Raw genomic sequence first — 22,808 nt, forward strand, 5'->3', positions numbered from 1 at the left:
CCCCGCGCCCGCCGCGCGCCCCGCCCCGAGCGCTCCGCCGGCACCGCGCGCCGCGGCCCCGACGAGCGCGCCCGCGGCCCACGTGCACCTGCCGGTCCTCGCGAAGCCGCCCGTGCGCAAGCTCGCCAAGGACCTCGGCGTCGACCTGGCGAGCGTCGCGGGCACCGGCCCGGGCGGCATCGTCACGCGCGAGGACGTGCAGGCCCACCACGAGCGTGCGCAGGCGCAGCCGCTCGCGACGTACGCCGACGACGACCAGCCCTGGCTCGCGTCCGGCGCCGTCACCCCGGACGGTCGCCAGACGCGCGTGCCCGTGAAGTCGGTGCGCAAGCGCACGGCCGAGGCGATGGTCACGAGCGCGTTCACCGCCCCGCACGTGACGGTGTTCCACACGGTCGACGTCACGAGGACCATGCGGCTCGTGCGCACCCTGCGCGACGACCGCGAGTTCGCTGACGTGCGCGTCACGCCCCTGCTCGTCACGGCGAAGGCGCTCCTGCTCGCGGTGCGTCGGCACCCGGAGATCAACGCCAGCTGGGACGACGCGGCGCAGGAGATCGTCTACAAGCACTACGTGAACCTCGGCATCGCGGCCGCGACGCCGCGCGGTCTCGTGGTGCCGAACATCAAGGACGCGCACCGCCTCGACCTGCACGGGCTCGCGGGCGAGATCGCGGACCTCACCGCCACGGCGCGCGCGGGCCGCACGTCGCCCGCCGACATGTCCGACGGCACGATCACCATCACGAACGTCGGCGTGTTCGGCATCGACACGGGGACGCCCATCCTCAACCCGGGCGAGGCCGCGATACTCGCCTTCGGCGCGATCCGCGAGCAGCCGTGGGTCCACAAGGGGAAGATCAAGAAGCGCTGGGTCACGCAGCTCGCCCTGAGCTTCGACCACCGCCTCGTCGACGGCGAGCTCGGAGCGCGCGTGCTGGCCGACGTCGCGCGCGTCCTGGAGGACCCGGCGCGCGGCCTCGTCTGGGGTTGAGCGCCGGGGGGCCCTCCCGAGGACGGCCCGGCTTGCGGGCGCAGGCAGACGGGCGAGCATGAGCCTCAGGACCCGGTGAATGTCATCGGTGTCGTCCGAGGAGGTCACGTGCGCAGCGCTGGCAGGGCGGGCCGGTCGGAGGCGCCGGGGGTGCGGCCCGCGAGACGTCGCGCGGTTCGGGTCCTCGTGCCCGCCGGTCTCGCGGTCCTGGCGGTCGCGGGGTGCGCCGGGCCCGGCCCGGACGACGCGCGGGACGTCGTCTCCGCGCTCGGCGACGCGGTCGTCGCGGGCGACGGCGCCGCCGCGTGCGCCCTCCTTCTCCCCGATGCCGCGGACGCGCTCGCGGAGGAGTCGGGCGAGCCGTGCGCGCAGGCCGTGACCGCGCCCGACGGGCCGCTCGCCGACCTCGTCGCGACCGGCCGTGTCGTCGTCGAGGACGTCCACGTCGCGGGGCGCCAGGCCCAGGTCGTCACGGCCGACGACACGCTGTTCCTCGCGGTCTCGGGTGACGGCTGGGTCGTCACCGCGGCCGGCTGCACGCCGCGCGAGGGCCGGCCCTACGACTGCGAGGTCGAGGCATGAGGCTCCCGCGGCTGCTGTTCTGGGCGACGCTCGTGCTCGTCGCCGCGGGCCTCGCGCTGACCTTCGTGCTCGCGGCGGTGCACCGGTGAGCGCCGGCTCCGGGAAGGGGCCCGGCGGCGTGCTCGGGGGCCTGCGCGCGAGCTCGCTCAGCCTGTTCTTCGCGGTCGTCTTCCTCGCGTCCCTCGTCGCGCAGGCGGTGAGCGGGGTCGCCGTGTTCAACGCGGACCAGCGCTCCGCCGGCCTCAAGCCGCTGACGCTCGGCCAGTACGTGCTCTCCTCGGCGTTCTGGGTGGACGTCACGGAGAACTGGCAGTCCGAGTACCTGCAGTTCCTCCTCTTCATCACCGCGACCGTCTGGTTCGTGCAGCGCGGGTCGCCCGAGTCCAAGAAGCTCGACCAGGCGGGCCGCGAGTCGGACGAGGACCAGAAGGTGGGCGAGCACGCGACCGACGACTCGCCGGCCTGGGCGCGCACCCGGGGCTGGCGGCTCACGCTCTACTCGCGCTCGCTCTCGCTCGTCATGGGCGCGATCTTCGTCGGCTCGTGGGCCGCGCAGTCCGCCGCGGGCGCCGTCGCGTTCAGCGAGGAGCGGCTCCGCGACCTCGAGGACCCCGTGCCGTGGACCGAGTACCTGTCGATGCCCGACTTCTGGAGCCGGACGTTCCAGAACTGGCAGTCGGAGATGCTCGCGGTCCTGAGCATGGTCGTGCTCGCCATCTTCCTGCGCGAGCGCGGGTCGCCCGAGTCCAAGCCCGTCGGGTCGTCGCACGAGGCGACCGGCGTCGAGGGCTGACGACCCTCACGGCCCGGCGGTCCGGCCCGCGTCCCGGCCCCCGGTCGCGGGCCTCAGCGCGTCGCTCACAGCGGTACCGCCGCGCGTGTGCGGAAGACCTCACACGGGCTTAACGACGGTCGCGCGCGGGGGAAACACGGCGTTCCTAGCGTCTCGGTCACCGACCGGGACCTGCTGAAGGAGCCGCCATGTCCGCGCCCACGAGCCCCACCACCCACGAGGGTGAGCAGTCCGCACAGCACGCGACCGTCGTCGTCCCCGCGCCCGGCCCGACCGCACCGCGGCACCGGTCCGGTCGCTGGATCGACCGCTGGGACCCCGAGGACCCGACCTTCTGGCGCGACGGCGGCCGCACGGTCGCACGCCGCAACCTGTGGATCTCGGTCTTCGCCGAGTTCCTCGGCTTCGCCGTGTGGGCCCTGTGGTCGATCGTCGTGCCGCAGCTCCCCGCCGCCGGGTTCGCGCTCACCGTCGACCAGCAGTTCTGGCTCATCGCCGTGCCGAGCCTCGTCGGCGCGACGCTGCGCATCCCCTACACGTTCGCGGTGCCGGTCTTCGGCGGGCGCAACTGGACCGTCGCGTCCGCCCTCCTGCTGCTGCTCCCGACGGCGGCGCTCGCGGTCGTCGTGCAGGACCCGGGCACGCCGTTCGGGGTGATGCTCGCCGTCGCGGCGCTCGCCGGGTTCGGAGGCGGCAACTTCGCGTCGTCGATGGCCAACATCTCGTTCTTCTACCCCGAGCGCGAGAAGGGCAAGGCGCTGGGCCTGAACGCCGCGGGCGGGAACCTCGGGACGGCCGTCGTGCAGCTCGCCGTGCCGCTCGTCATCGTCGCCGGGGCGGGTGTCGCGCTCGAGCGCGCGGGCCTCATGATGATCCCGTTCGTGCTGCTCGCGGCGTTCCTCGCGTGGCGGTTCATGGACAACCTGTCCACCGCGAAGGCCGACCCGAGGTCGTTCGCCGCCGCGACGCGCAACCGGCACACGTGGATCATCTCGTTCCTCTACATCGGCACGTTCGGGTCGTTCATCGGCTACGCCGGCGCGTTCCCCATGCTCCTCAAGGGCCAGTTCCCCGAGGTGACGCTCTCGATCGCGTTCCTCGGCGCGCTCGTCGGCTCGGTCACGCGCCCGCTCGGCGGGCTCGTCGCGGACCGGGTGGGCGGGACGCGCGTGACGATCGCGTCGTACGGGGTCATGGCGCTCGGGGCGTTCGGCGCGATCCAGGCGCTGCAGTCGCACAGCTTCGGCCTGTTCTTCGCGTCGTTCCTCGTGCTGTTCGTCGCGACCGGGATCGGCAACGGCTCGACGTACCGCATGATCCCGGCCGTCTTCCAGGCGAGCGCCGTCCCCGGCGGCGCGCTCGACGGCGCGACGACCGTCGACCCCGAGGCGCTCGACGCCGCCCGGGCGCGCGCCCGCAAGGCCGCGGCGGGGTGCATCGGGATCGCCGGCGCGGTCGGCGCGTTCGGGGGGTTCCTCATCCCGCGCGGGTTCGCGGCCTCGACGAGCCTCGCCGGCTCGCTCGTGCCCGCGCTGTGGACCTTCATCGGGATGTACGCCGTCATGGCCGTCGTGGCCTGGGCCGTCTACCTGCGCAAGGGCTCGGCCCTCGCGTCGGCAGGGATCTGAGCGTGGACACGCACTGCCCCTACTGCGCGCTGCAGTGCGGCATGACCCTGACGCCGACGGCGGGCCCGCTGCCCGTGACGGTGGCGCCGCGCGACTTCCCGACCAACCGCGGGGGACTGTGCCAGAAGGGCTGGACGAGCGCGACCGTGCTGCGCGCGGCCGACCGGCTCACGACGCCGCTGCTGCGTGCCGCCGACGGTGAGCTCCGCCCGGCCACGTGGGACGACGCGCTCGACGCCGTCGCGGCGGGGATCGAGCGGGTCCAGGCCGAGCACGGGCGCGACGCGGTCGCGGTGTTCGGCGGCGGCGGGCTGACCAACGAGAAGGCGTACGCGCTCGGGAAGTTCGCGCGCACCGTGCTGCGGACGGCGAACATCGACTACAACGGGCGCTTCTGCATGGCGTCGGCGGCCGCGGGCGCGAACCGCGCGTTCGGCGCGGACCGCGGCCTGCCGTTCCCGCTCGCCGACCTCGCCGGGGCCGACGCCGTGCTCCTGCTCGGCTCGAACCTCGCCGAGACCATGCCGCCGTCGGTCCAGCACCTCGCGGGCGTCCGCTCGCGCGGCGGCCTCGTGGTCGTGGACCCGCGGCGCAGCGCGACCGCCGCGCTCACGGGGGAGCCGGGGGACGCCGTCGGGCAGAGGGTGCCCGACGCCGGCCGGTCGCCCCGGCGCCCCGTCCCCGCCCCGGGAGCGGGCCCGGTGGGCGACCAGGGCGTGCACCTGCAGCCCGTGCCGGGCACGGACCTCGTGGTGCTGCTCGCGCTCCTGCACGTCGTCGTGGCGGAGGGGCTCGCCGACGCGGCGTACCTCGCCGAGCGCACGACCGGCGTCGAGGACGTGCGGCGGTCCGTCGCGGCGTGGTGGCCCGAGCGCGCGGAGACGGTGTGCGGCGTCCCGGCCGAGCGGCTGCGTCACGTAGCGCGGCTGCTCGCCGCCGCGTCGCCGGTCCACGGCGGAGCGGGCGCCTACGTGCTCACGGGGCGCGGCGTCGAGCAGTCGTCGCAGGGCACCGCGACCGTGACCGCGGCGATCAACCTCGCGCTCGCGCTCGGCCTGCCGGGCCGCGCCGGCTCCGGGTACGGCGCGGTCACGGGCCAGGGCAACGGGCAGGGCGGCCGCGAGCACGGGCAGAAGGCCGACCAGCTCCCGGGCTACCGGAAGATCGACGACCCGGCCGCCCGCGCGCACGTCGCCGCGGTGTGGGGCGTGGACCCGGCGACGATCCCGGGCCCGGGCAAGCCCGCCGTCGAGCTCCTGCGCTCGCTCGGCGCCCGGGGCACCGGTACGACGTTCGCCGACGACGGGCGCCCGCGCGCGCTGCTCGTGCACGGGTCGAACGTCGTGGTCAGCGCCCCGGACGCGGACCGGGTCACGGCCAACCTGCGCGCGCTCGACCTGCTCGTCGTGTGCGACCTCGTGCCCTCGGAGACGGCGCTGCTCGCGGACGTCGTGCTGCCGGTCACCCAGTGGGCCGAGGAGGAGGGCACCATGACGTCGCTCGAGGGCCGGGTGATCCGGCGCCGTCGCGCCGTCGACGCCCCGGGCGAGGTGCGCTCGGAGCTGTGGATCCTCGCGGAGCTCGCCCGCCGCCTCGGGTCGCCGGTGGCGTTCCCGACCGACCCCGCCGTCGTGTTCGACGAGCTCGCGCGCGCGTCCGCGGGCGGCGTCGCGGACTACTCGGGGCTCAGCCACGCGCGCCTCGACGCGGACGAGGCCGCGGGCGGCCCGGGCCTGCACTGGCCCGTCCCCGCCGCCGACCACCCGGGCACGCCGCGCCTGTTCCTCGAGCGCTTCGCGACGCCCGACGGCCGTGCGCGCCTCGTCCCGGTCGACCACGTGGGCCCCAGCGACGACGTGCGGCCCGACGCGCCGCTCTACCTGGTGACCGGCCGCGTGCTCCAGCACTACCAGTCGGGCGCGCAGACGCGGCGCGTGCCCGAGCTCGACCGCGTCGTCCCCGAGCCGTTCGTCGAGCTGCACCCCGTCCTCGGGCTGCGGCTCGGGGTGGGCGACGGCGACCGCGCCCGCCTGACGACGCGCCGCGGCACGATCGAGGCCGTCGCGCGGTGGACCGACGCGGTCCGGCCCGACACCGTCTTCATGCCCTTCCACTGGAGCGGGGAGGGCAGCGTCAACCGCGTCACGACCGACGCGACCGACCCCGTCTCGGGCATGCCCGAGTTCAAGGTGTGCGCCGTGGACGTGCGGCGCGCCCCCGTGCTGCAGGAGGTCCCCGGATGACGAGGGTCGTCGTGGTCGGCAACGGCATGGTCGGGTCGCGGTTCGCGAGCGACCTCGCGGCGCGGTGGGACGACGCCGCGGGCCGGGACCCGGTGGAGGTCACGGTCCTCGGCGCCGAGGAGTACGAGCCGTACAACCGCGTGCTCCTCAGCGAGGTCGTCGCGGGGAAGGTCGACGTCGCGGCCATCGGGCTGCCCGGCGCCGACGACGCGCGCGTACGGGTCCGTCGCGGCACCGAGGCCATCGCGATCGACCGCGCGGCGCGCCGCGTCGTCACCGGCGAGGGCGCGCACCCGTACGACGTCGTCGTGCTCGCCACGGGCGCGGCCGCCCGCGTGCCCGACGTCCCCGGCCTCACCGACCAGCCGGGCGGCCTGCCCCGCGGCGCGCACGCGCTGCGCACGCTCGACGACGCGCGCGAGGTCGTCGCCGCGTCGGTCAACGCCCGGCACGCCGTCGTCGTCGGCGCGGGAGTGCTGGGGATCGAGGTCGCGTGCGGGCTCGCGCGGCGCGGCGTGCCGGTGAGCCTCGTGCACGGCGGCGAGAGCGTCATGGACCGTCAGCTCGACCGGGCCGCGGGCGCCGTCGTCGCGCGCGGGCTCGCGGGCCTCGGCGTGCGGACGTGGACGGGCGCCCGGACCGAGCGCGTGCTCGTCGTGGACGGGGCCGTCCGGGGCGTGACGCTCCGGGTCACCGACGGCGCGGCAGCCGCCCCCGCGCCGGGCGACCCCGGCGGCCCGGGGCACGGAGGGCAGCGCGCGACGCGCGCCGTCGACCTCGGCGCCGACCTCGTCGTGCTCGCGTGCGGCACCGTGCCCGAGGCGGGTCTCGCGCGCGCGGCGGGGCTCGCCGTCGACCGGGGCGTCGTCGTGGGCCACGACCTCGCGAGCCCCGACGACCCGCGCGTCTTCGCGATCGGCGACTGCGCCCAGCCGCCCGAGGGGGGCACGGGACTGGTCGCGCAGGGCTGGGACCAGGCGCGACGCCTCGCGGAGCACCTCGCGGCACGGCCGACGGCGGACCGCGCGGCAGGGCCGGGAGCCGCCGTGGGCGCGGTGCCGGACGCCACGACCGGCACGGCACCGGGCCGCCCGCGCGTGCGCCTCGGCGACGCCGACCGGCCGAGCATGGCGTTGCGGCTCGCCATGAACGTCGTCGCGCGCCCGGTGGGGGAGCGGCGCACCGCCGCGGTCGGAGCGCCCGGGGCGGCGGGCGGCGGAGGCACGGCGCTCGCGGGACCCGGTGCGCGCTCGACGACGGGGACCGACGTCGTGCGCGTCAAGGCGGCGGGGCTCGAGATGGTGACGATGGGCGTGTGCGGCGCGCACCGGACGCACGACCCGGCGCACCGCTCGGTCACCCTGAGCGACCCGGCGGGCGGGCGGCACGTCGAGGTCGTCGTCGCGGACGGGCTGCTCGTCGGCGCGACGTGCGTCGGCGCGCCCGACGTCGGCGCGGACCTCACGGCGACGTACACGCGCCGGTTCCCGGTGCCCGCCGACCCGGCCCACCTGCTGCTGCGCCCCGTCGCGCAGGCGCCCGCCCCGGCGTCGTCCCCGACCCACATGCCCGACCGCACGACCGTCTGCACGTGCAACGGCGTGACCAAGGGGGACGTCGTGGCGTGCTGGCACGACGGCGCGCGCAGCGTCGACGACGTCGCACGGGCCACGCGCGCCACGACCGGGTGCGGCGGGTGCAAGGACATCGTGTGCGGCCTCGTCGACTGGCTCGCGACGGCGGACCCGGAGCAGCCGGCGGGCGCGGGCGCGCCGACCCCCGTCGAGCTCGGCGCGTGAGATCGGCAGCCGCACGCGGGATCGGCGATCACGACCGCCGAGCCCGCGTGGAGCTGCCGACCTCGGCCCGAGCCGCCGACCTCACACGCGGACGACCCCCCGGGTGAGAACACCGTTACGGACGGGCAACGGACGGGGCACGGTCGCGAAACCGCGTCTCCGTAGCGTCGAGCACGCACCGTCCGGCACGGCTCGCCGCTCACCCGGCCGCCCGCCGCGCGGTGCACGACCCGCCCCGACGCCCCCGAGGAGCCCGCCGTGACCGGACCGCAGACCGATCCCGCCCCCGCCCCGGCCCCCGGTGCGCCCCGGCACCTCGTCGTCGTCGGTGGCGGCATGGTGGCGCAGCGGCTCGTCGAGGCGCTGCGCGCCCGGGATACCGCCGGCACGTGGCGCGTCTCGCTGTTCGCCGAGGAGCCGCGCAAGCCCTACGACCGCGTCGCCCTCACGAGCTATTTCTCGGCCCGCGACGCCGAGGAGCTGACGCTCGGCGACCCTGCGCTGTGGGACGACCCGCTCGTGACGCTGCACCGCGACTGCGCGGTGACGTCGATCGACCGTGCGGCGCGCACCGTCACCGACCGGCTCGGGCGCGTGCACGCCTACGACGAGCTCGTCCTCGCCACGGGGTCGAGCGCCGCGATGCCGCCCATCCCGGGCAACGACCTCCCGGGCGTGTTCGTGTACCGCACGATCGACGACGTCGCGGCGCTGCGCGGCTGGGTCGAGGAGAAGCGCCGGACCGCGACGACCGACGGCGGCTGGGAGCGCCCCGTGCGCGGCGCGGTCATCGGCGGCGGCCTCCTCGGTCTCGAGGCGGCGGGCGCGCTCAAGGCGCTCGGCGCGCAGGCGACCGTGATCCAGTTCGGCACGCACCTCATGGACGCGCAGATCGACCTCGGCGGCGGCGAGGCGCTCAAGCGCCTCATCAACGGCATGGGCATCGCGGTCCGCTGCGACACCGGCACCCAGGCGATGAAGGTCTCGCGCCGCACCGGTCACGTGGGTCGCCTCGACTTCGCCGACGGCGGTCGGCTCGACGTGGACGTCGTCGTCGTCGCGACGGGCGTGCGGCCCCGCGACGAGCTCGCGCGTGCCGCGGGGCTCGCGGTCGGCGAGCGCGGCGGCGCCGTCGTCGACCTCGCGTGCCGCACCGAGGACGAGCACGTGTGGGCGGTCGGGGAGGTCGCGTGCATCGAGGGCCGCTGCATCGGGCTCGTCGCGCCGGGCTACGCGATGGCGGAGGTCGTCGCGGACCGCCTGCTCGGCGGCGAGGCGACGTTCCCGGGCGCGGACACCGCGACGAAGCTCAAGCTCCAGGGCGTCGACGTCGCGAGCTTCGGCGACGCGCACGGGCGCACCGAGGGCGCGATGGAGCTCGTGTGGGCGGACCCGGTCGCGGGCGTCTACAAGAAGCTCGTCCTGTCCGACGACGCGCGCACGCTCCTGGGCGGCGTGTTCGTCGGCGACGCCGCGCCGTACGCGTCGCTGCGGCCGATGCTCGGCACCGAGCTGCCCGGCGACCCGGGGCTGTTCCTGCTGCCCGAGGGCTCCGGGGCCGGCGCGCCGAGCCTCGAGCTGCCCGACGACGCGACGGTCTGCTCGTGCAACAACGTCAGCGCGGGGACGATCCGCGGCGCGGTCACCGAGCACGGGTGCACGGACGTCGCGGGCGTCAAGGCGTGCACGCGCGCCGGCACGAGCTGCGGGTCGTGCCTCCCTCTCGTCAGGAAGATCACGACGACCGAGCTCGCCCGTGCGGGCGTCGAGGTCTCGAACGCGCTGTGCGAGCACTTCGACCTCTCCCGCGCCCAGCTGTTCGACGCCGTGCGCGTCGCGGGGCTGCGCACGTTCAGCGAGATCATCGGGCGGTTCGGGCGGGTGCCGGAGCCGGTCACCGACACCGGGGGCGCCGTGCTGGTGCGAGACGCCGGGCGCGGCTGCGACATCTGCAAGCCGACGATCGCGTCTATCCTCGCGTCGCTCGGCTCGGGGCACATCCTCGACGGCGAGCAGGCCGCGCTCCAGGACACGAACGACCACGTCATGGCGAACATGCAGAAGGACGGCACGTACTCCGTGGTCCCGCGCATCCCGGGCGGCGAGATCACGCCGGACGGGCTGCTCGTCATCGGCCAGGTCGCCAAGGACTTCGGGCTGTACACGAAGATCACGGGCGGCCAGCGCATCGACATGTTCGGCGCGCGCATCGAGCAGCTCCCGCACATCTGGCGCCGGCTCGTGGAGCACGGGTTCGAGTCCGGGCACGCGTACGGCAAGTCGCTGCGCACCGTGAAGTCGTGCGTCGGGTCCACGTGGTGCCGGTTCGGCGTGCAGGACTCGGTGGGCATGGCCGTCGAGCTCGAGCTGCGGTACCGCGGCCTGCGCTCGCCGCACAAGCTCAAGCTCGGCGTCTCCGGGTGCGCGCGCGAGTGCGCGGAGGCGCGCGGCAAGGACGTCGGCGTCATCGCGACGGACAAGGGGTGGAACCTCTACGTCGGTGGCAACGGCGGGTTCACGCCCCGGCACGCGCAGCTCCTCGCCGAGGACCTGGACGACGAGGCGCTGATCCGCACGATCGACCGATTCCTCATGTACTACGTCCGCACGGCCGACCGCCTGCAGCGCACGGCCGCGTGGGTCGAGGACCACGAGGGCGGGCTCGACGCGATCCGCGCCGTGATCCTCGAGGACTCGCTCGGCATCGCCGCCGACCTCGACGCCGCGATGGCCCGCCACGTCGGCGACTACGAGGACGAGTGGCGCGCGGTCCTGGAGGACCCGGAGAAGCTGCGCCGGTTCGGCTCGTTCGTCAACGCGCCCGCCGAGCCCGACCCCGACCTCGCGTACGTCACCGAGCGCGGCCAGATCCGGCCCGCGACGGCGGACGAGCGCGCCGCCCTGGAGGAGGCCCGTGCGGCGGGCCTCGCCACCGTCCCCGCCGGCCCCGTGGTGATCGCCGGCACGACCCTGGAGGTCCGTCGATGAGCGTCGCGTCAGCAGAGCAGGTCGGCCCCGGCACGGCGCACGACGACGGGTGGGAGCGCGTGTGCCTCCTGCGCGACCTCCTCGTCGAGCGGGGCGCCGCGGCCCTCGTCGGCGGGGCGCAGGTCGCGCTGTTCCGGCTCCCGGACGACACGGTGCGCGTCGTGCAGCAGCGCGACCCGTACTCGGGGGCGAACGTCATGTCGCGCGGCATCGTCGGCACGCGCGGCGGCGTGCCGACGGTCGCCGGGCCCATGTACAAGCAGGTCTTCGACCTGACGACGGGCCGCTGCCTCGAGTCCGCCGGGTACGCGCCCGTGCAGGGCCTCGCGCCCGACCTGGCGACGTGGCCCGCCGAGGTGCGCGACGGCGTCGTGCACGTGCGCACGCGCCCCGCACCCGCGGACGGTGCGTCGTGACGACGCTCCTCGGGATCGACCTCGCCGGGCGCACGGTCCTCGTCGCGGGCGGCGGCCCCGTCGCGGCCCGCCGCGCCCGGGCGATGGCCGACGACGGCGCGCACGTCCGCGTCGTGGCTCCCCAGGTCTGCGAGGACCTGCGCGACCTCGTCGCCGCGTCCCTGCACGCCCCGCTGCTGCACCCCGCGTCCGACGCCGCGGCGCACCCGGGCGGGCGCGTCACCTGGGCGCCGCGCGAGGTCCGCGAGTCCGACGTCGCGGACGCGTGGCTCGTGCTCGCCGCGACCGACGACTCGCGGACGAACCGGGACGTCGCCGCGTGGGCCGCCGCGCGCCGCGTCTGGTGCGTCAACGCGGGGGCCGCGCACGAGGGCACCGCGCGCACGCCCGCGGTCGCCCGGAGCGGCGACGTGCTCGTCGGGGTCGTGACCGACGCCGGCGACGGGCCCCCCGACCCGCGGCGCGCCCGCGCGGTGCGCGACGCGGTCGCCGAGCACCTGCGCTCGGGCGGCGCCGACCAGCGCCGCCGCCGGGCGGCGGGAGGGACGGGGCGCGTCACGCTCGTCGGCGGGGGACCGGGCGCCGTCGACCTGCTCACCGTGCGCGGCCGGCGGGCGCTCGCGGAGGCGGACGTCGTCGTCGCGGACCGGCTCGGGCCGGTCGACGTGCTCGACGAGCTCGCGCCCGGCGTCGAGGTGATCGACGTCGGCAAGACGCCCGGGAACCATCCCGTCCCGCAGCACGAGATCAACGCGATCCTCGTCGAGCAGGCGCAGCGGGGGCGGCACGTCGTGCGCCTCAAGGGCGGCGACCCGTTCGTGTACGGGCGCGGCGGCGAGGAGGTCGTCGCGTGCCGCGAGGCGGGCGTGCCGGTCGACGTCGTGCCCGGCGTCTCGAGCGCGCTCAGCGTGCCGGCGCTCGCGGACATCCCGCTCACGCACCGCGGCACCGTCGCGGCGTTCCACGTGACCAGCGGGCACGACGGTCTCGACGCCGGAGCCCTGGCCGGCGTGCGCGACCGCACGGCTACGCTGGTGGTCCTCATGGGTGTCTCGCAGCTCGCACGCATCACGGCCCAGGCGCTCGGCGCCGGGGCCGACCCGGCGCTGCCCGTCGCGATCGTGGAGAGCGGCTCGACGCCGCGCCAGCGCGTCACGCGGGCCACGCTCGGCGACGTCGTCGAGCGTGCGGCCCAGGTCGGGGTCCGGGCCCCGGCGATCATCGTGATGGGGGACGTCGCCGCGGAGGGACGGCTCCACCCGGCGCCGGTCGCGTGACCGCCGACAGCGCCGAGGTCCCGGCCGGCGGGGCGCGCCCCGCGCTCGGGCAGGCGATGGCGGGCTGCACCGTGCTCGTCACCGCGGACCGCCGCAAGAGCGAGCTCGCCGCGGCCCTGCGCCGCCGGGGCGCGGAGGTCCGCCACGCGCCCGCGCTGAGCATGATCCCGCACGCCGACGACGCCCAGCTCCTCGCCGGGACGCGCGACCTCGTGGAGCACCCGCCGGACGTCGTGGTCGTCACCACGGGCATCGGCTTCCGGTCCTGGATCGAGGCCGCGGACGTGCACGGCCTCGCCGACCGCCTGCTGGAGGTGCTCGCCGACGCCCGGATCGTCGCGCGCGGCCCCAAGGCGCGCGGCGCGATCCAGGCCGCCGGGCTCACGGCCGACTGGGTCGCGGAGTCCGAGACGTCCGCCGAGATCGCGGACGTGCTCCTCGGCGAGGGGGTCGCCGGGCTGCGCATCGCCCTCCAGCACCACGGTGCGGGCGCCGACGGGCTCGACGTCGTGTTCGCCGAGGCGGGCGCCGAGGTCACGAGCCTCGTCGTGTACCGCTGGGGCCCGCCCCCGGACCCCGAGGCGCTGCGCGCGTCCGTCGAGGCCGCGGCGGTCGGGGAGATCGACGCCGTCGTGTTCACGTCCGCGCCCGGCGCCGAGGCATGGCTCAGCGCGGCCGAGGAGCACGGCGTCGGCCGGCTCGTGGTGCAGCGGTTCCAGGACGGGTCGATGGTCGCGGCCGCCGTCGGGCCCGTCACCGCGCGACCGCTCGAGCACCGCGGCGTCACCCCGCTGCAGCCCGAGCGCGGCAGGCTCGGCGCGCTCGTGCGCACGCTCGTGGCCCACTACGAGCACGCCGAGACGCTCGCGCTCGCGACCGTCGCCGGGACGCTGCAGATCCGCTCGCGCGTCGCGGTGCTCGACGGCGAGGTGCTGCCCCTGTCGCCCAGCAGCCTCGAGGTGCTGCGCCTGCTCGCCGCGCGGCGCGGCGACGTCGTCACGCGCGACGACGTGCTCGACGTGCTGCCCGGCGACTCGCGCGACCCGCACGCCGCCGAGGTCGCCGTCGCGCGCCTGCGCGAGGCGGCGGGCCGGCGCGACCTCGTCAAGACCGTCGTCAAGCGCGGATACCGATTGGAGCTCGCATGAGCGCGGAGATCCTGGCCTTCCCCTCCGGGGGGACGTCCGACCGGGCCGGGGGGACGTCCGACCGGCCCGACCGGTCGGGGGGCTCGCCCGGCGCCGAGGTGCCGGGCGCCCGGCACCGGGCCGGAGCGCCGGCGCCGGTGCTCGTCGGCTGCTCGCACGGCACCGACGACCCCGCGGGCCGCGAGGTGATCCGCGCGCTCCTCGACGACGTACGGGCGGCGCGCCCCGACCTCGACGTGCGCGAGGCGTTCGTCGACGTGCAGCAGCCCGAGGTCGCGGACGTCGTCACGGCGGTCGTCACGCCCGCGGCCGTCGCGCGCGGCCCGGAGGGGGTCGCGGACGCCGCGCGTCCTGGCGACACCGACCCAGGGGCGGGGGTCGGGCGCCCCGGCGACGCGGTCGTCGTGCCGCTGCTGCTGTCCGCCGGTTTCCACGTGGCCGTCGACGTCGCAGCCGCGGTCGAGGACCGCGGGCCCGGCACGGGCAGCGCCGCGGCGGCGACACCGCTCGGGCCCGACCCGCGCCTCGTCGCGCTGCTCGCCGACCGGCTCGCGGAGGCCGGCGTGCGGCCGGACGACGCGGTGGTCGTCGCCGCCGCCGGGTCGAGCCGGCCGGGCGCGGCGCGCGGCGTGGAGACGCTGGCCGCGGGCCTGCGCGAGCGGCACGCGGGCCCGGTCACGGTCGGGTACGGCGCGATGGCCGAGCCGACCGTGCCCGACGCGGTCGCCGCCGCGCGCGCGGCCCTCGCGCCCGGGGCCCGGGTCGTCGTCGCGGCGTACCTCCTGGCGCCCGGGTTCTTCTACGACCGCGTGCTCGCGGCGGGCGCCGACGTCGTCACCGCGCCGCTCGCACCGGACCCGCGCCTCACCGCGATCGTGCTCGACCGCTACGCCGAGGCCGCGGAGACCCTCGCCGCGCGCTAGCGCGCGCCGGTCTACCGCGCGAGTGCCGGGCGGGTGCGCGGCGCGAGGAGCGCGACGCCCGCGGCGAGGAGCACCGTCACGGCGAAGCAGACGACGTAGGCCGCGAGGCCCAGCGACGCGTGCAGGGCCCACAGGAGCGAGCCGGTGACGGCGAGCGCGGTCGCGGCGGCGACGGCGTCGGACACCTGGAGCGCCGAGGAGTTGGCGCCCTGCTCCGCGACCGGCGAGAGCTCGAGCGTGAGCACCGAGAGCGTCGGGTGGGTCATGCCCATGCCGAGGCCCGCGAGCGTCCACGCAACCATGCCGACGACCGGCGGGACGGCCGTCCACGCGAGCAGCGCCGCGCCGCCGATCCCGAGCGCGACGAGCGTCCCGCCCAGCCGGACGTACCCGGCGTGCTGGAGACCCCAGGTCGCGCGACCGCGCAGCCACGACCCCGTCGACCAGCCCACCGCGCCGAACGTCAGCACGGCACCCGCGAGCGACGGCGCGAGCCCGCGCTCGTGCGACAGGAGCAGCGGGAGCAGCACCTCCGCGCCCGTGAACGCCGCGGCGACGAGGCCGCGGATCGCGACGACGCTCGGCAGGCCGCGCGCGGCGCGGGTCGTGCCGGGGGGCAGCAGGCGCGGGACGGCGAGGGCGACGGCCGCGAGCGCCGCCACGAGCAGCACCGCGAGGGCGATCCCCCGGAGCTGGCCCGCGTAGTTGAGCGCGCCGATCCCGAGCGCCGCGACGACGGCCCAGGCGAGGGACGCCTGCCGCGCGGTCCGGTCGAGCGCCGGCTCCCCGGCGTCGGGCGATCCGGCGTCGTCGCCCGTGCTGCGGGCGGCGCGCATCCCGGGCCGCATGAGGACGAGCGCGGGCATGGCGAGGACGGGGACGGCGAGGAAGACCCAGCGCCAGCCGACGTGCTCGACGACGAGCCCCGCGATGGCGGGCCCGACGATCGACGGGACGACCCACGCCGCCGCGAACGCGGCGAAGACCTTCGGCCGGCGGTCCGCGGGGAAGACGCGCGCGACGAGCACGTAGAGCGCCACGATGTAGAGCCCCGTCCCCACGCCCTGGAGCACGCGGCCGGCGACGAGCACGAGCATGTCGGTCGCGAGACCCGCGACGAGGAGCCCGGCGAGGAAGAGGCCGATGCCGGTCCACAGGGGCGTCGTGGGCCCGGCGCGGTCGCTCCAGCGGCCGGACGCCACCATGCCGACGACGCTCGACGCGAGCGACGCGGCGAACGCGAGCGTGTACAGGGTGAGCCCGTCGAGGGCGACGGCCACGGTCGGCATCGCGGTCGCGACGGCGAGCGCCTCGAACGCGCCGAGGAACACGAACGCGACCATGCCGAACAGCACGGTGCGCTGGGTGCCGGGGGCCAGGGTCGCGACCTCGGCCGCGCCGTCGGTGGTCGCCGGGCTCGCGGCGGCGTCGGTGGTCGCCGGGGTCGCGGCGTCGGGTGCTCCGGTCGCTCCAGGCGTGTCGAGCGCGTCGGGCGCGTCGGGCGCCGACGCGCCGACGACCGCACGAGGGTTCGCCGTCATACGAGAACGACCTTTCCGGTGGTGGCGCGCGCTTCGAGCTCGCGGTGGGCGCGCGCGGCCTCCGCGAGGGGTACCTGGTGCGTGACGACGCGCCACGTCCCGTCCGCCGCGAGCGCGAGCGCGCGCTCCTGCAGCGCGTACAGGTCTCCCCAGGGTCGAGCCTGGGGGCCCACGGCCCACCGTACGTCGCGGGCCGCGGTCCCGGTCCCGGAATTCCCGACGCCGTGGCCGACGTCACCGGCGCGGGTGGGCTCGCCCGCGGACCAGCCGTGGAGCACGAGGCGGCCGTCGGGCGCGACGAGCGTGGCGGCGTCCGTGCCCGCGTCCCCGCCGACGCCGTCGAGCAGCACCGTGGCGCCGCCGGGAGCGTGCTGCACGACGGCGGCCCGCGCCTCGTCGAGCCAGCCGTCGGCGCGGTAGTCGACGGCCGCGAGCCGGTCGGCGTGCTCCGGGCGGGCGAGCGAGCGCACGAGCGCGACCTTCTCCGGACCGCCTGCGAGCGCGACGACGCGGGCCCCGGCCGCGAGCGCGCTCTGCACGAGGAGCGTGCCGAGCCCGCCGGCCGCGGCGGTGACGACGACGGTGTCCGCGGCGGTGATCTCCGCGAGGTCGAGGATCCCGACGGCGGTACGGCCCGTGCCGATCATGGCGATCGCCTCGGGTGCGGTGACGTGGTCGGGCACGCGGTGCAACGCCTCGACGGGGACGACGGCGAGCCGGGCGTACCCGCCGCCGTCGGGCGTCGCGCCGAGGTGGGCCGCGACGCGGCGTCCGCGCCACGCGGCGTCGACGCCGGGCCCGACGACGTCCACGACCCCGGCGACCTCGCGGCCGGGGATCGTCGGCAGGTCGGGCAGGGGGAGGGGGCCTCCCGTCGCCTCGCCGCGGCGCAGCGTCGTGTCGAGCAGGTGGACGCCGTGCGCGCGGACGGCGACGCGGACCTGCCCGGGGCCGGGCTGCGGGTCGGGGACGGAGTCGAGGACGAGATTCTCGGGCGGTCCGAACGCGTGCAGACGGATGGCGTCCACGGGTGCTCCTCGGGTGTGGGTGGGACCGCCGTCGGCGCCGGCGGGCTGCCCGGTCCGGGCGCGCCCTGCTAGTCTCGAACCTCAACTAATGTTGAGGTCAAGGGGTCGTGCGACGCCGTCGCGCCGGCCCGGTGAGGAGCCCGCGTGCCCGACCCGTCCCCGAGCGACGAGCTCACCGTCGGCCAGCTCGCCGCGCGCAGCGGCGTCACCGTGTCCGCGCTGCACTTCTACGAGCGCGAAGGGCTCATCACGAGCCGCCGGACCCCCGGCAACCAGCGGCGCTTCGCGCGCGAGACGCTGCGCCGGGTCGCGTTCGTGCGCGCGTCCCAGCGCGTCGGCATCCCGCTCGCGCGCATCCGGGCCGCGCTCGCGACGCTGCCCGGCGACCGCACTCCCACCGCGAAGGACTGGCACCGGCTCTCGGCCGGCTGGCACGCGGACCTCGACGCGCGCATCGAGCAGCTCACGCGCCTGCGCGACCACCTCACCGACTGCATCGGGTGCGGGTGCCTGTCCCTGCGCAAGTGCGTCCTCGTCAACCCGCACGACGCCCTCGCCGACGAGGGCCCCGGCCCGCGCACGCTGCTCGTGGACGGGATCGAGGACTGAGCCGCGCCGTCCCGTGACACCCGACCTGGCCCACGGCCGACCCGACCTGGCCTACGCCCGACCGGACCCGCCTGCCAACGCCTGGCCCGGCCCCAGGGTGGCGTCCGGACCGGCCGACGACGAGGCGGGCGGACAACGGGGCGGCGTCACCAGTTCTTCGTGCCGCCCCCGCTGCCGTCGCCCGGGTCGGTGCCGCTCCCGGGCTGGTCGCCGTACAGGTCCCGGTACTCCTGCTCGAGCCGCTCCTGCTCCTCGCGCGCCTCGGACCCCTGCTCCTGGAGCCGTTCCTGGCGCTGCTGCTCCTCGCGCTCCGCCTGGCTCTTCTGGTCCCCGCCCTCGGAACCCTCGCCGGACGCCTCGGACTGCTCGTCGCCGTCCGACCCCTCGCCCTCCTGCGTGTCACCACCGTCGGTCTCGGGCTGGGCGTCCCGCGCCTGCTGCTGCTTGTCCTGCAGGCGCTGCGTCGCGGCGGCGTCCTGCTCCTCCTCCTCGGGCGTCCGCTCGGACTCCCCGCAGTCGGGCCAGCCGCGAACCTGCTCGGCCGTCGCGTACTCGCGCTCCGCGTACTGGTACCAGTCCTGGACGTCCTGGCGCAGCTCCGCGGGGTCCGGCTCCTCGCTGCCGTCCCCGTACGGGTCGAGGACGCCCTCGTCGTACGGCCGGCCCGCGTCGCGCGCGGCGATCGCCTCCTCGACGAGGGCGAGCTCCGCGGCCAGCTCGTCCGCGTACGCCATGTCGACGTCGCCCTGGATCTCGTAGGTCAGCGACAGGTTGGTCTGGATCAGGCAGCGTTCCTCGGGAGACTCGCTCTCCGCGAGGTCGTACGCGCGGTCGAGCGACGTGATCGCGTCGTACAGGGCCCAGGTGTCCTCGGTGCTCGCGAGAGCCGTCCCGTGGTTGAAGTGCGCCTTCCACGGCTCCACGAGGTTGAAGGTCCGCTGGATCCCGAACGTGTCCGCCGCGCCGTCGCCGTCCCCCGCGGCGTAGCGGTCGGCGCCCGCCGCCGCGATCGGCGCGAGGAACGCGAGCTTGAACCCGAGGACGAGCAGCGCGACCACCACGGGCACCGCGCCGAGCAGCCACCACGTGCGGCGCCGCAGGCGTGCGGAGCGCAACGCGGCCGCGCCGGTGGACCGCGACGGCCGGGAGCCGGGCGGCGGGGTCGGGGGCGGGGCCCAGGTCATCGGCGCACCTCCACCCGGTCCGCGGCGGGAGCGCCCGACGGCGGGCTGCCGCCCGTGGAGGGAGCGTCGGTCGCCGCTGCGGGCCGCACGAGCGAACGGCTCGCGGAGCGGGCCCAGAACCACGCCTCGACGCCGAGCAGCGCGACGAGCGCGAGCGCGAACGGCCACACGACCGGCCGGTACGCCGTGACGTCGCGGCGTCCGTCGGCCGCGACCTGCTGCGGGTCGACGCCCGCGACGAGCGACGCCGTCTCGCCCGGCTCCTGCCGGTGCACGTACGGCACGCCGAGCTGCTCGGCGAGCGCCGTGAGCGTCTCCTCGTCGATGACCGAGAGCGCCTCGACGGGCTCGCCGTCCTCGCTCTGCTGCGACCAGTCGATGATGTACTCCGCGTCCTCGGGCGCCACGTCGGGGTCGTACTCCTTCATGCGACCGCCCTCGGACGTGCCGTAGCCGAGCACGGCGCCGCCGTCGACGAGCGGCGCGAGGTCGGCGAACGACCTCGGCTCGCCCTCCGCCGTCTGCTCCCCGTCGCTGAGGAAGAACACGAGCCGCACGTTCGCGGGGTGCTGCTCCGCCGAGCCCTGGAGCGCCGACCGAAGCTCGTCGAGGGGCCGGTCAGTGAGCGAGCCCTGCGAGTAGCGCGTGATCTCGCGGTGGAACGTGTCGGCCCAGGAGGTGATCGCGCGCGCGTCCGTCGTCAGCGGGAGCTGGCGCGACGCCTGCGAGTCGAACGAGATGATCGAGTAGCGCGCCCCGGGGATCGCCTCGGTGAGGCTCGTGATGTCGTGCCGCACGCCGTCGAGCCGCTCCTGGCCGCCCTGCGGCCCGTAGTCCTCGGCCGCCATCGAGCCCGTGCGGTCGACGACGAAGAACATGTCGACGTTCGCGACCGACGTGTCCCGGTCGGTCGACGCGACCGACGGCCCGAGGCCGATGATCCCCAGCAGCACGACGGCCCCGGCGCGGCGCAGCCACGCCCCGCGGGGTGCGCCCGCGCGCGGGGCGCCGCCCGGTCCGGGGCGACCGGCGACGACGGCCTGCCACACCGCGAGGCCGAGCAGGGGCAGCACGAGGAGCGCGAGCGCCCAGACGGGCACGAGCGGCTGCAGGGTCGTTCCGGCGAGAGTCATCGGCGTGTCACTCCTTCACCCGCCACGCGACGACGAGCAGCAGCGCGACGCCGAGGACCGCGACGAGGAACCAGCCCGCGGGCCGGTCCGTCACGATCACCTCGGGCGACGCGTCGAGCTCGACCGCCTGCTGCGCGACGACGTCGTCGACCATGCCCTGCACCGCGGCCGGGTCGTCCGCGAGGAAGTACAGCCCGCCCCCCGCCTCGACGGTGTCGCGGTACTCGCTCTCCTCGGGCGTGCCCTCGTAGCGCTTCGAGCCGCCGAAGATGCCGTGCAGCCGGATGTCGCGCGACGCGACGAGCTCCGCCGCCTGCGGGAGCGTGTAGATCGGCTCTCCCGAGACGTAGTTGTCGGTCGCGAGGATGATCGAGCGCGAGCGCTCGGTGTCCTCCGCGTCGAACTGGAGCGCGCAGCTCGCGAGGCCGTCGCCGATGAGGCTCGCGCCCGCGAGGTTGGCCGTCGTCCCGGCGGTGAACTGCGCGTACTCGAGGATCTCCGCGTCGTCGGAGCCGCCCGTGTAGTCGAACGTCGCCGGGTCCTTGTCGAGCGCGTCGATCCCGGCCTGGAGCTCCTCCTGGACGAGCGTGTAGTCGTCCGTCAGCGGGAACACCGTGCGCGACGTCGAGTTGAAGATGGACAGCGCGATCCGCTCGCCCTCGAAGTTGTCGACGAGCTCCTGGAACACCTTGAGCACCGCGCCGTCGTACTCGATCATCGAGCCCGACACGTCGAGGCACAGCACGATGTCGCGCGTGCCGAGCCGGTCGACGACGACGTCCGTCTCGACCGGCCGCGCGGCGACCGCCCCCGCGCCGACGACGGCGACGAGGAGCCCCGCCGCGGTCAGGCCCTGCAGCGCGCGGTAGCGGCGCACCCACGACGTGAACGCCGGGACGCGCGCGAGGTAGTCGGTGTTCGCGACCCACAGCACGTCGCCGTCCGCGTCGCGCGCCCGGCGACGCCGCGTGAGCCACCACGCGAGCGCCCCCGCCGCGGCCACGGCGACGACGAGCACGACCCACAGCCACGGCCACAGGATCGACGACCCCTGCGGCCCCGGGACGACGGCGGCGCTCGCCGCGAGCACGGGCGTCACCATCCGCGCACCACCGACCGGGCGCGGTCGATCGAGTCCTCGGCGTCCGTCGAGCGGGCCGCGGGGTCGTTGTCGTGGTCGGCGAACGACGGCCGGTAGTACCGCGCGATGAGCTGCGTGAGGCGCCCGGCCTCGGCGAGCTGCTGGATCTCCGAGAGCGTCATGGACGACGCGTCCTGGCCGAGCCGGCCCGTCGCGAAGCCGCGCATCTCGGCCGAGAGCGCGAGGTGCAGGGAGCGCTCGTCGAGCTCGCCGGCGCGGAACCGCTCGGCGAGGGCGTCGAGGCGGCCCTCGTACTCGGCGCGCAGCGGGGCGTACGGGTCGTACGGGCCGGTCGGCAGGAGCGGCGCGGGCGGCGGTGCGGCCTTCTCCGCCGCGCTCGCGCGCGTCAGCCAGAGGACGAGGAACACGACGGCCGCCGCCGCGAGGACCAGCACGATCCCCAGGACGGTCCACCACCCCGAGTAGCCCACGGGGTCGACGAGCTCATCGACGGGCACGCTTCTGCCTCCCCAGGAGCTCGACGAACCGCTGCACGACGTCGTGCGACCCCTCCACGAGCACGCCCTCCACCTGGAGCGCGCGCAGCCGGCCGGCGACCTCGGCGCGGCGTGCGGCGACCGCCCGGGAGGCCGACTCGGCGAGCGCGGCCCGCCCGCGCAGGAACGGCGGCAGGCGCAGCGTGCCGTCCACGTCCGCGACGTCCCCGGGCGGGCGCGGCCCGGCGGCCGCACCCACGGGCGACAGGTCGGCGACCTGGACGACCATGACCTCGTGCCGCACGCGCAACGACCGCAGGAGCTGCTCGTGCTCCGGTCCGGGCCGTGCCTCGTCGGTCACGACGACCACGAGCGAGCGGCGCCGGAACGCCGTCTGCGCGCGGTCGAGCGGACGCGACAGGTCGCTCGGCGGGGCGTCTGGCCGCCACAGGTCCTCGACCGTGCGCAGCAGCACCTCGAGGTCGCGCGTGCTCGCGCGGGGCGGGAGCTGGACGAGGCGCTCGGCGTCGCCCGCGACGAGCGCGACGCGGTCGCCGCGGTCGCGCGCGAGGTACGCGACGAGTGCGCAGCAGAAGCTCGCGACCTCCGCCTTCGTCTCGCCGCTCGGCGCGGTGGCGCCCATCGTGCGGCCCGTGTCCACGACGAGCACGAGGTTGAGGTTCGACTCGCGCACGAACCGGCGGATGATCGGCAGCCCGGCGCGCGCCGACGACTTCCAGTCGATGTCGCCGACGTCCTCGCCGGGCGCGTACAGGTGCAGGTCGTCGAAGTCCTGCCCGTGGCCCTTGAACACCGAGCGGTGCCGTCCCTCGAGCAGGCCGGACGCCCGGCGCGCGACCGGGAGGTCGAGCCGGGCCCGGACCTGGGCGAGACGGGAGACGTCGGGCACGTGGGCGCTTCCTGGTGGCGTGCTGGCGGGGGCG

Annotated in this window: 19 protein-coding genes; 12 read left to right on the forward strand and 7 right to left on the reverse strand. The window is 76.4% G+C overall.

What is annotated here, in order from left to right; genetic code table 11:
* The 11 genes from GYH36_RS13035 to GYH36_RS13085 all read left to right on the forward strand — a co-directional run.
* A partial coding sequence (locus tag GYH36_RS13035) for a dihydrolipoamide acetyltransferase family protein (RefSeq protein WP_162290054.1) occupies positions 1-994 on the forward strand: 994 nt, incomplete at its 5' end.
* A 186-nt stretch (positions 995-1,180) separates the two neighbouring features.
* Positions 1,181-1,576, forward strand: coding sequence for a hypothetical protein (locus tag GYH36_RS13040; RefSeq protein WP_162290055.1), 396 nt, complete (start codon positions 1,181-1,183; stop codon positions 1,574-1,576).
* An 85-nt stretch (positions 1,577-1,661) separates the two neighbouring features.
* Positions 1,662-2,369, forward strand: a complete 708-nt coding sequence (locus GYH36_RS13045) for a DUF6766 family protein (RefSeq protein ID WP_312028632.1) — start codon at positions 1,662-1,664, stop codon at positions 2,367-2,369.
* 188 nt (positions 2,370-2,557) lie between these two features.
* Positions 2,558-3,997 (forward strand): MFS transporter, encoded by a 1,440-nt coding sequence (locus GYH36_RS13050; RefSeq protein WP_024839866.1) that lies wholly within the window; start codon positions 2,558-2,560, stop codon positions 3,995-3,997.
* Between the two features lie 41 nt (positions 3,998-4,038).
* Complete coding sequence (locus GYH36_RS13055) at positions 4,039-6,240, forward strand: molybdopterin oxidoreductase family protein (protein WP_246209393.1); 2,202 nt, start codon at positions 4,039-4,041, stop codon at positions 6,238-6,240.
* Positions 6,237-8,039, forward strand: a complete 1,803-nt coding sequence (locus GYH36_RS13060) for an FAD-dependent oxidoreductase (protein WP_162290056.1) — start codon at positions 6,237-6,239, stop codon at positions 8,037-8,039. The genes GYH36_RS13055 and GYH36_RS13060 overlap by 4 nt, the downstream gene beginning before the upstream one ends.
* A gap of 258 nt (positions 8,040-8,297) precedes the next feature.
* Positions 8,298-11,027, forward strand: coding sequence for a nitrite reductase large subunit NirB (nirB, locus tag GYH36_RS13065; RefSeq protein WP_312028634.1), 2,730 nt, complete (start codon positions 8,298-8,300; stop codon positions 11,025-11,027).
* Positions 11,024-11,443, forward strand: a complete 420-nt coding sequence (gene nirD, locus GYH36_RS13070; RefSeq protein ID WP_162290057.1) for a nitrite reductase small subunit NirD — start codon at positions 11,024-11,026, stop codon at positions 11,441-11,443. The genes nirB and nirD overlap by 4 nt, the downstream gene beginning before the upstream one ends.
* On the forward strand, positions 11,440-12,720 hold the full coding sequence (cobA, locus tag GYH36_RS13075) for a uroporphyrinogen-III C-methyltransferase (protein ID WP_115941719.1): 1,281 nt from the start codon (positions 11,440-11,442) through the stop codon (positions 12,718-12,720). The genes nirD and cobA overlap by 4 nt, the downstream gene beginning before the upstream one ends.
* Positions 12,721-12,776: 56 nt before the next feature.
* On the forward strand, positions 12,777-13,868 hold the full coding sequence (locus GYH36_RS13080) for a uroporphyrinogen-III synthase (protein ID WP_162290069.1): 1,092 nt from the start codon (positions 12,777-12,779) through the stop codon (positions 13,866-13,868).
* Entirely contained in the window at positions 13,865-14,791 is a 927-nt protein-coding gene (locus GYH36_RS13085) for a sirohydrochlorin chelatase (protein WP_162290058.1), read from the forward strand. The genes GYH36_RS13080 and GYH36_RS13085 overlap by 4 nt, the downstream gene beginning before the upstream one ends.
* An 11-nt stretch (positions 14,792-14,802) precedes the next feature.
* Here the strand turns inward: GYH36_RS13085 and GYH36_RS13090 are convergent, their stop codons facing one another.
* Both GYH36_RS13090 and GYH36_RS13095 read right to left on the reverse strand, forming a co-directional pair.
* Complete coding sequence (locus GYH36_RS13090; RefSeq protein WP_115941721.1) at positions 14,803-16,332, reverse strand: MFS transporter; 1,530 nt, start codon at positions 16,330-16,332, stop codon at positions 14,803-14,805.
* Positions 16,329-17,360, reverse strand: a complete 1,032-nt coding sequence (locus tag GYH36_RS13095; protein ID WP_162290059.1) for an alcohol dehydrogenase catalytic domain-containing protein — start codon at positions 17,358-17,360, stop codon at positions 16,329-16,331. The genes GYH36_RS13090 and GYH36_RS13095 overlap by 4 nt, the downstream gene beginning before the upstream one ends.
* Before the next feature lie 144 nt (positions 17,361-17,504).
* Between GYH36_RS13095 and soxR the strand changes: the two genes are divergently transcribed.
* Positions 17,505-17,969: a redox-sensitive transcriptional activator SoxR gene (gene soxR, locus GYH36_RS13100; protein ID WP_024839856.1), complete on the forward strand. Its 465-nt coding sequence runs from the start codon at positions 17,505-17,507 to the stop codon at positions 17,967-17,969.
* Positions 17,970-18,115: 146 nt separating this feature from the next.
* Here soxR and GYH36_RS13105 read toward each other — a convergent pair whose 3' ends face one another.
* From GYH36_RS13105 to GYH36_RS13125, 5 genes are read right to left on the reverse strand one after another with little or no spacing between them, the layout of a single operon-like run.
* Entirely contained in the window at positions 18,116-19,153 is a 1,038-nt protein-coding gene (locus GYH36_RS13105) for a hypothetical protein (RefSeq protein ID WP_162290060.1), read from the reverse strand.
* A complete protein-coding gene (locus GYH36_RS13110) occupies positions 19,150-20,286 on the reverse strand; it encodes a vWA domain-containing protein (protein WP_115941724.1) in 1,137 nt (378 codons plus the stop codon). Before GYH36_RS13110 ends, GYH36_RS13105 begins: the two co-directional genes overlap by 4 nt.
* A 7-nt stretch (positions 20,287-20,293) precedes the next feature.
* Positions 20,294-21,388: a vWA domain-containing protein gene (locus tag GYH36_RS13115; protein ID WP_024839853.1), complete on the reverse strand. Its 1,095-nt coding sequence runs from the start codon at positions 21,386-21,388 to the stop codon at positions 20,294-20,296.
* Positions 21,382-21,885, reverse strand: a complete 504-nt coding sequence (locus GYH36_RS13120; protein WP_024839852.1) for a hypothetical protein — start codon at positions 21,883-21,885, stop codon at positions 21,382-21,384. The genes GYH36_RS13115 and GYH36_RS13120 overlap by 7 nt, the downstream gene beginning before the upstream one ends.
* Positions 21,872-22,774 (reverse strand): DUF58 domain-containing protein, encoded by a 903-nt coding sequence (locus GYH36_RS13125; protein WP_115941726.1) that lies wholly within the window; start codon positions 22,772-22,774, stop codon positions 21,872-21,874. The genes GYH36_RS13120 and GYH36_RS13125 overlap by 14 nt, the downstream gene beginning before the upstream one ends.
* Positions 22,775-22,808 lie beyond the last annotated feature (34 nt).

It is taken from the genome of Cellulosimicrobium composti (assembly GCF_010287905.1).
Lineage (GTDB): Bacteria > Actinomycetota > Actinomycetes > Actinomycetales > Cellulomonadaceae > Cellulosimicrobium > Cellulosimicrobium composti.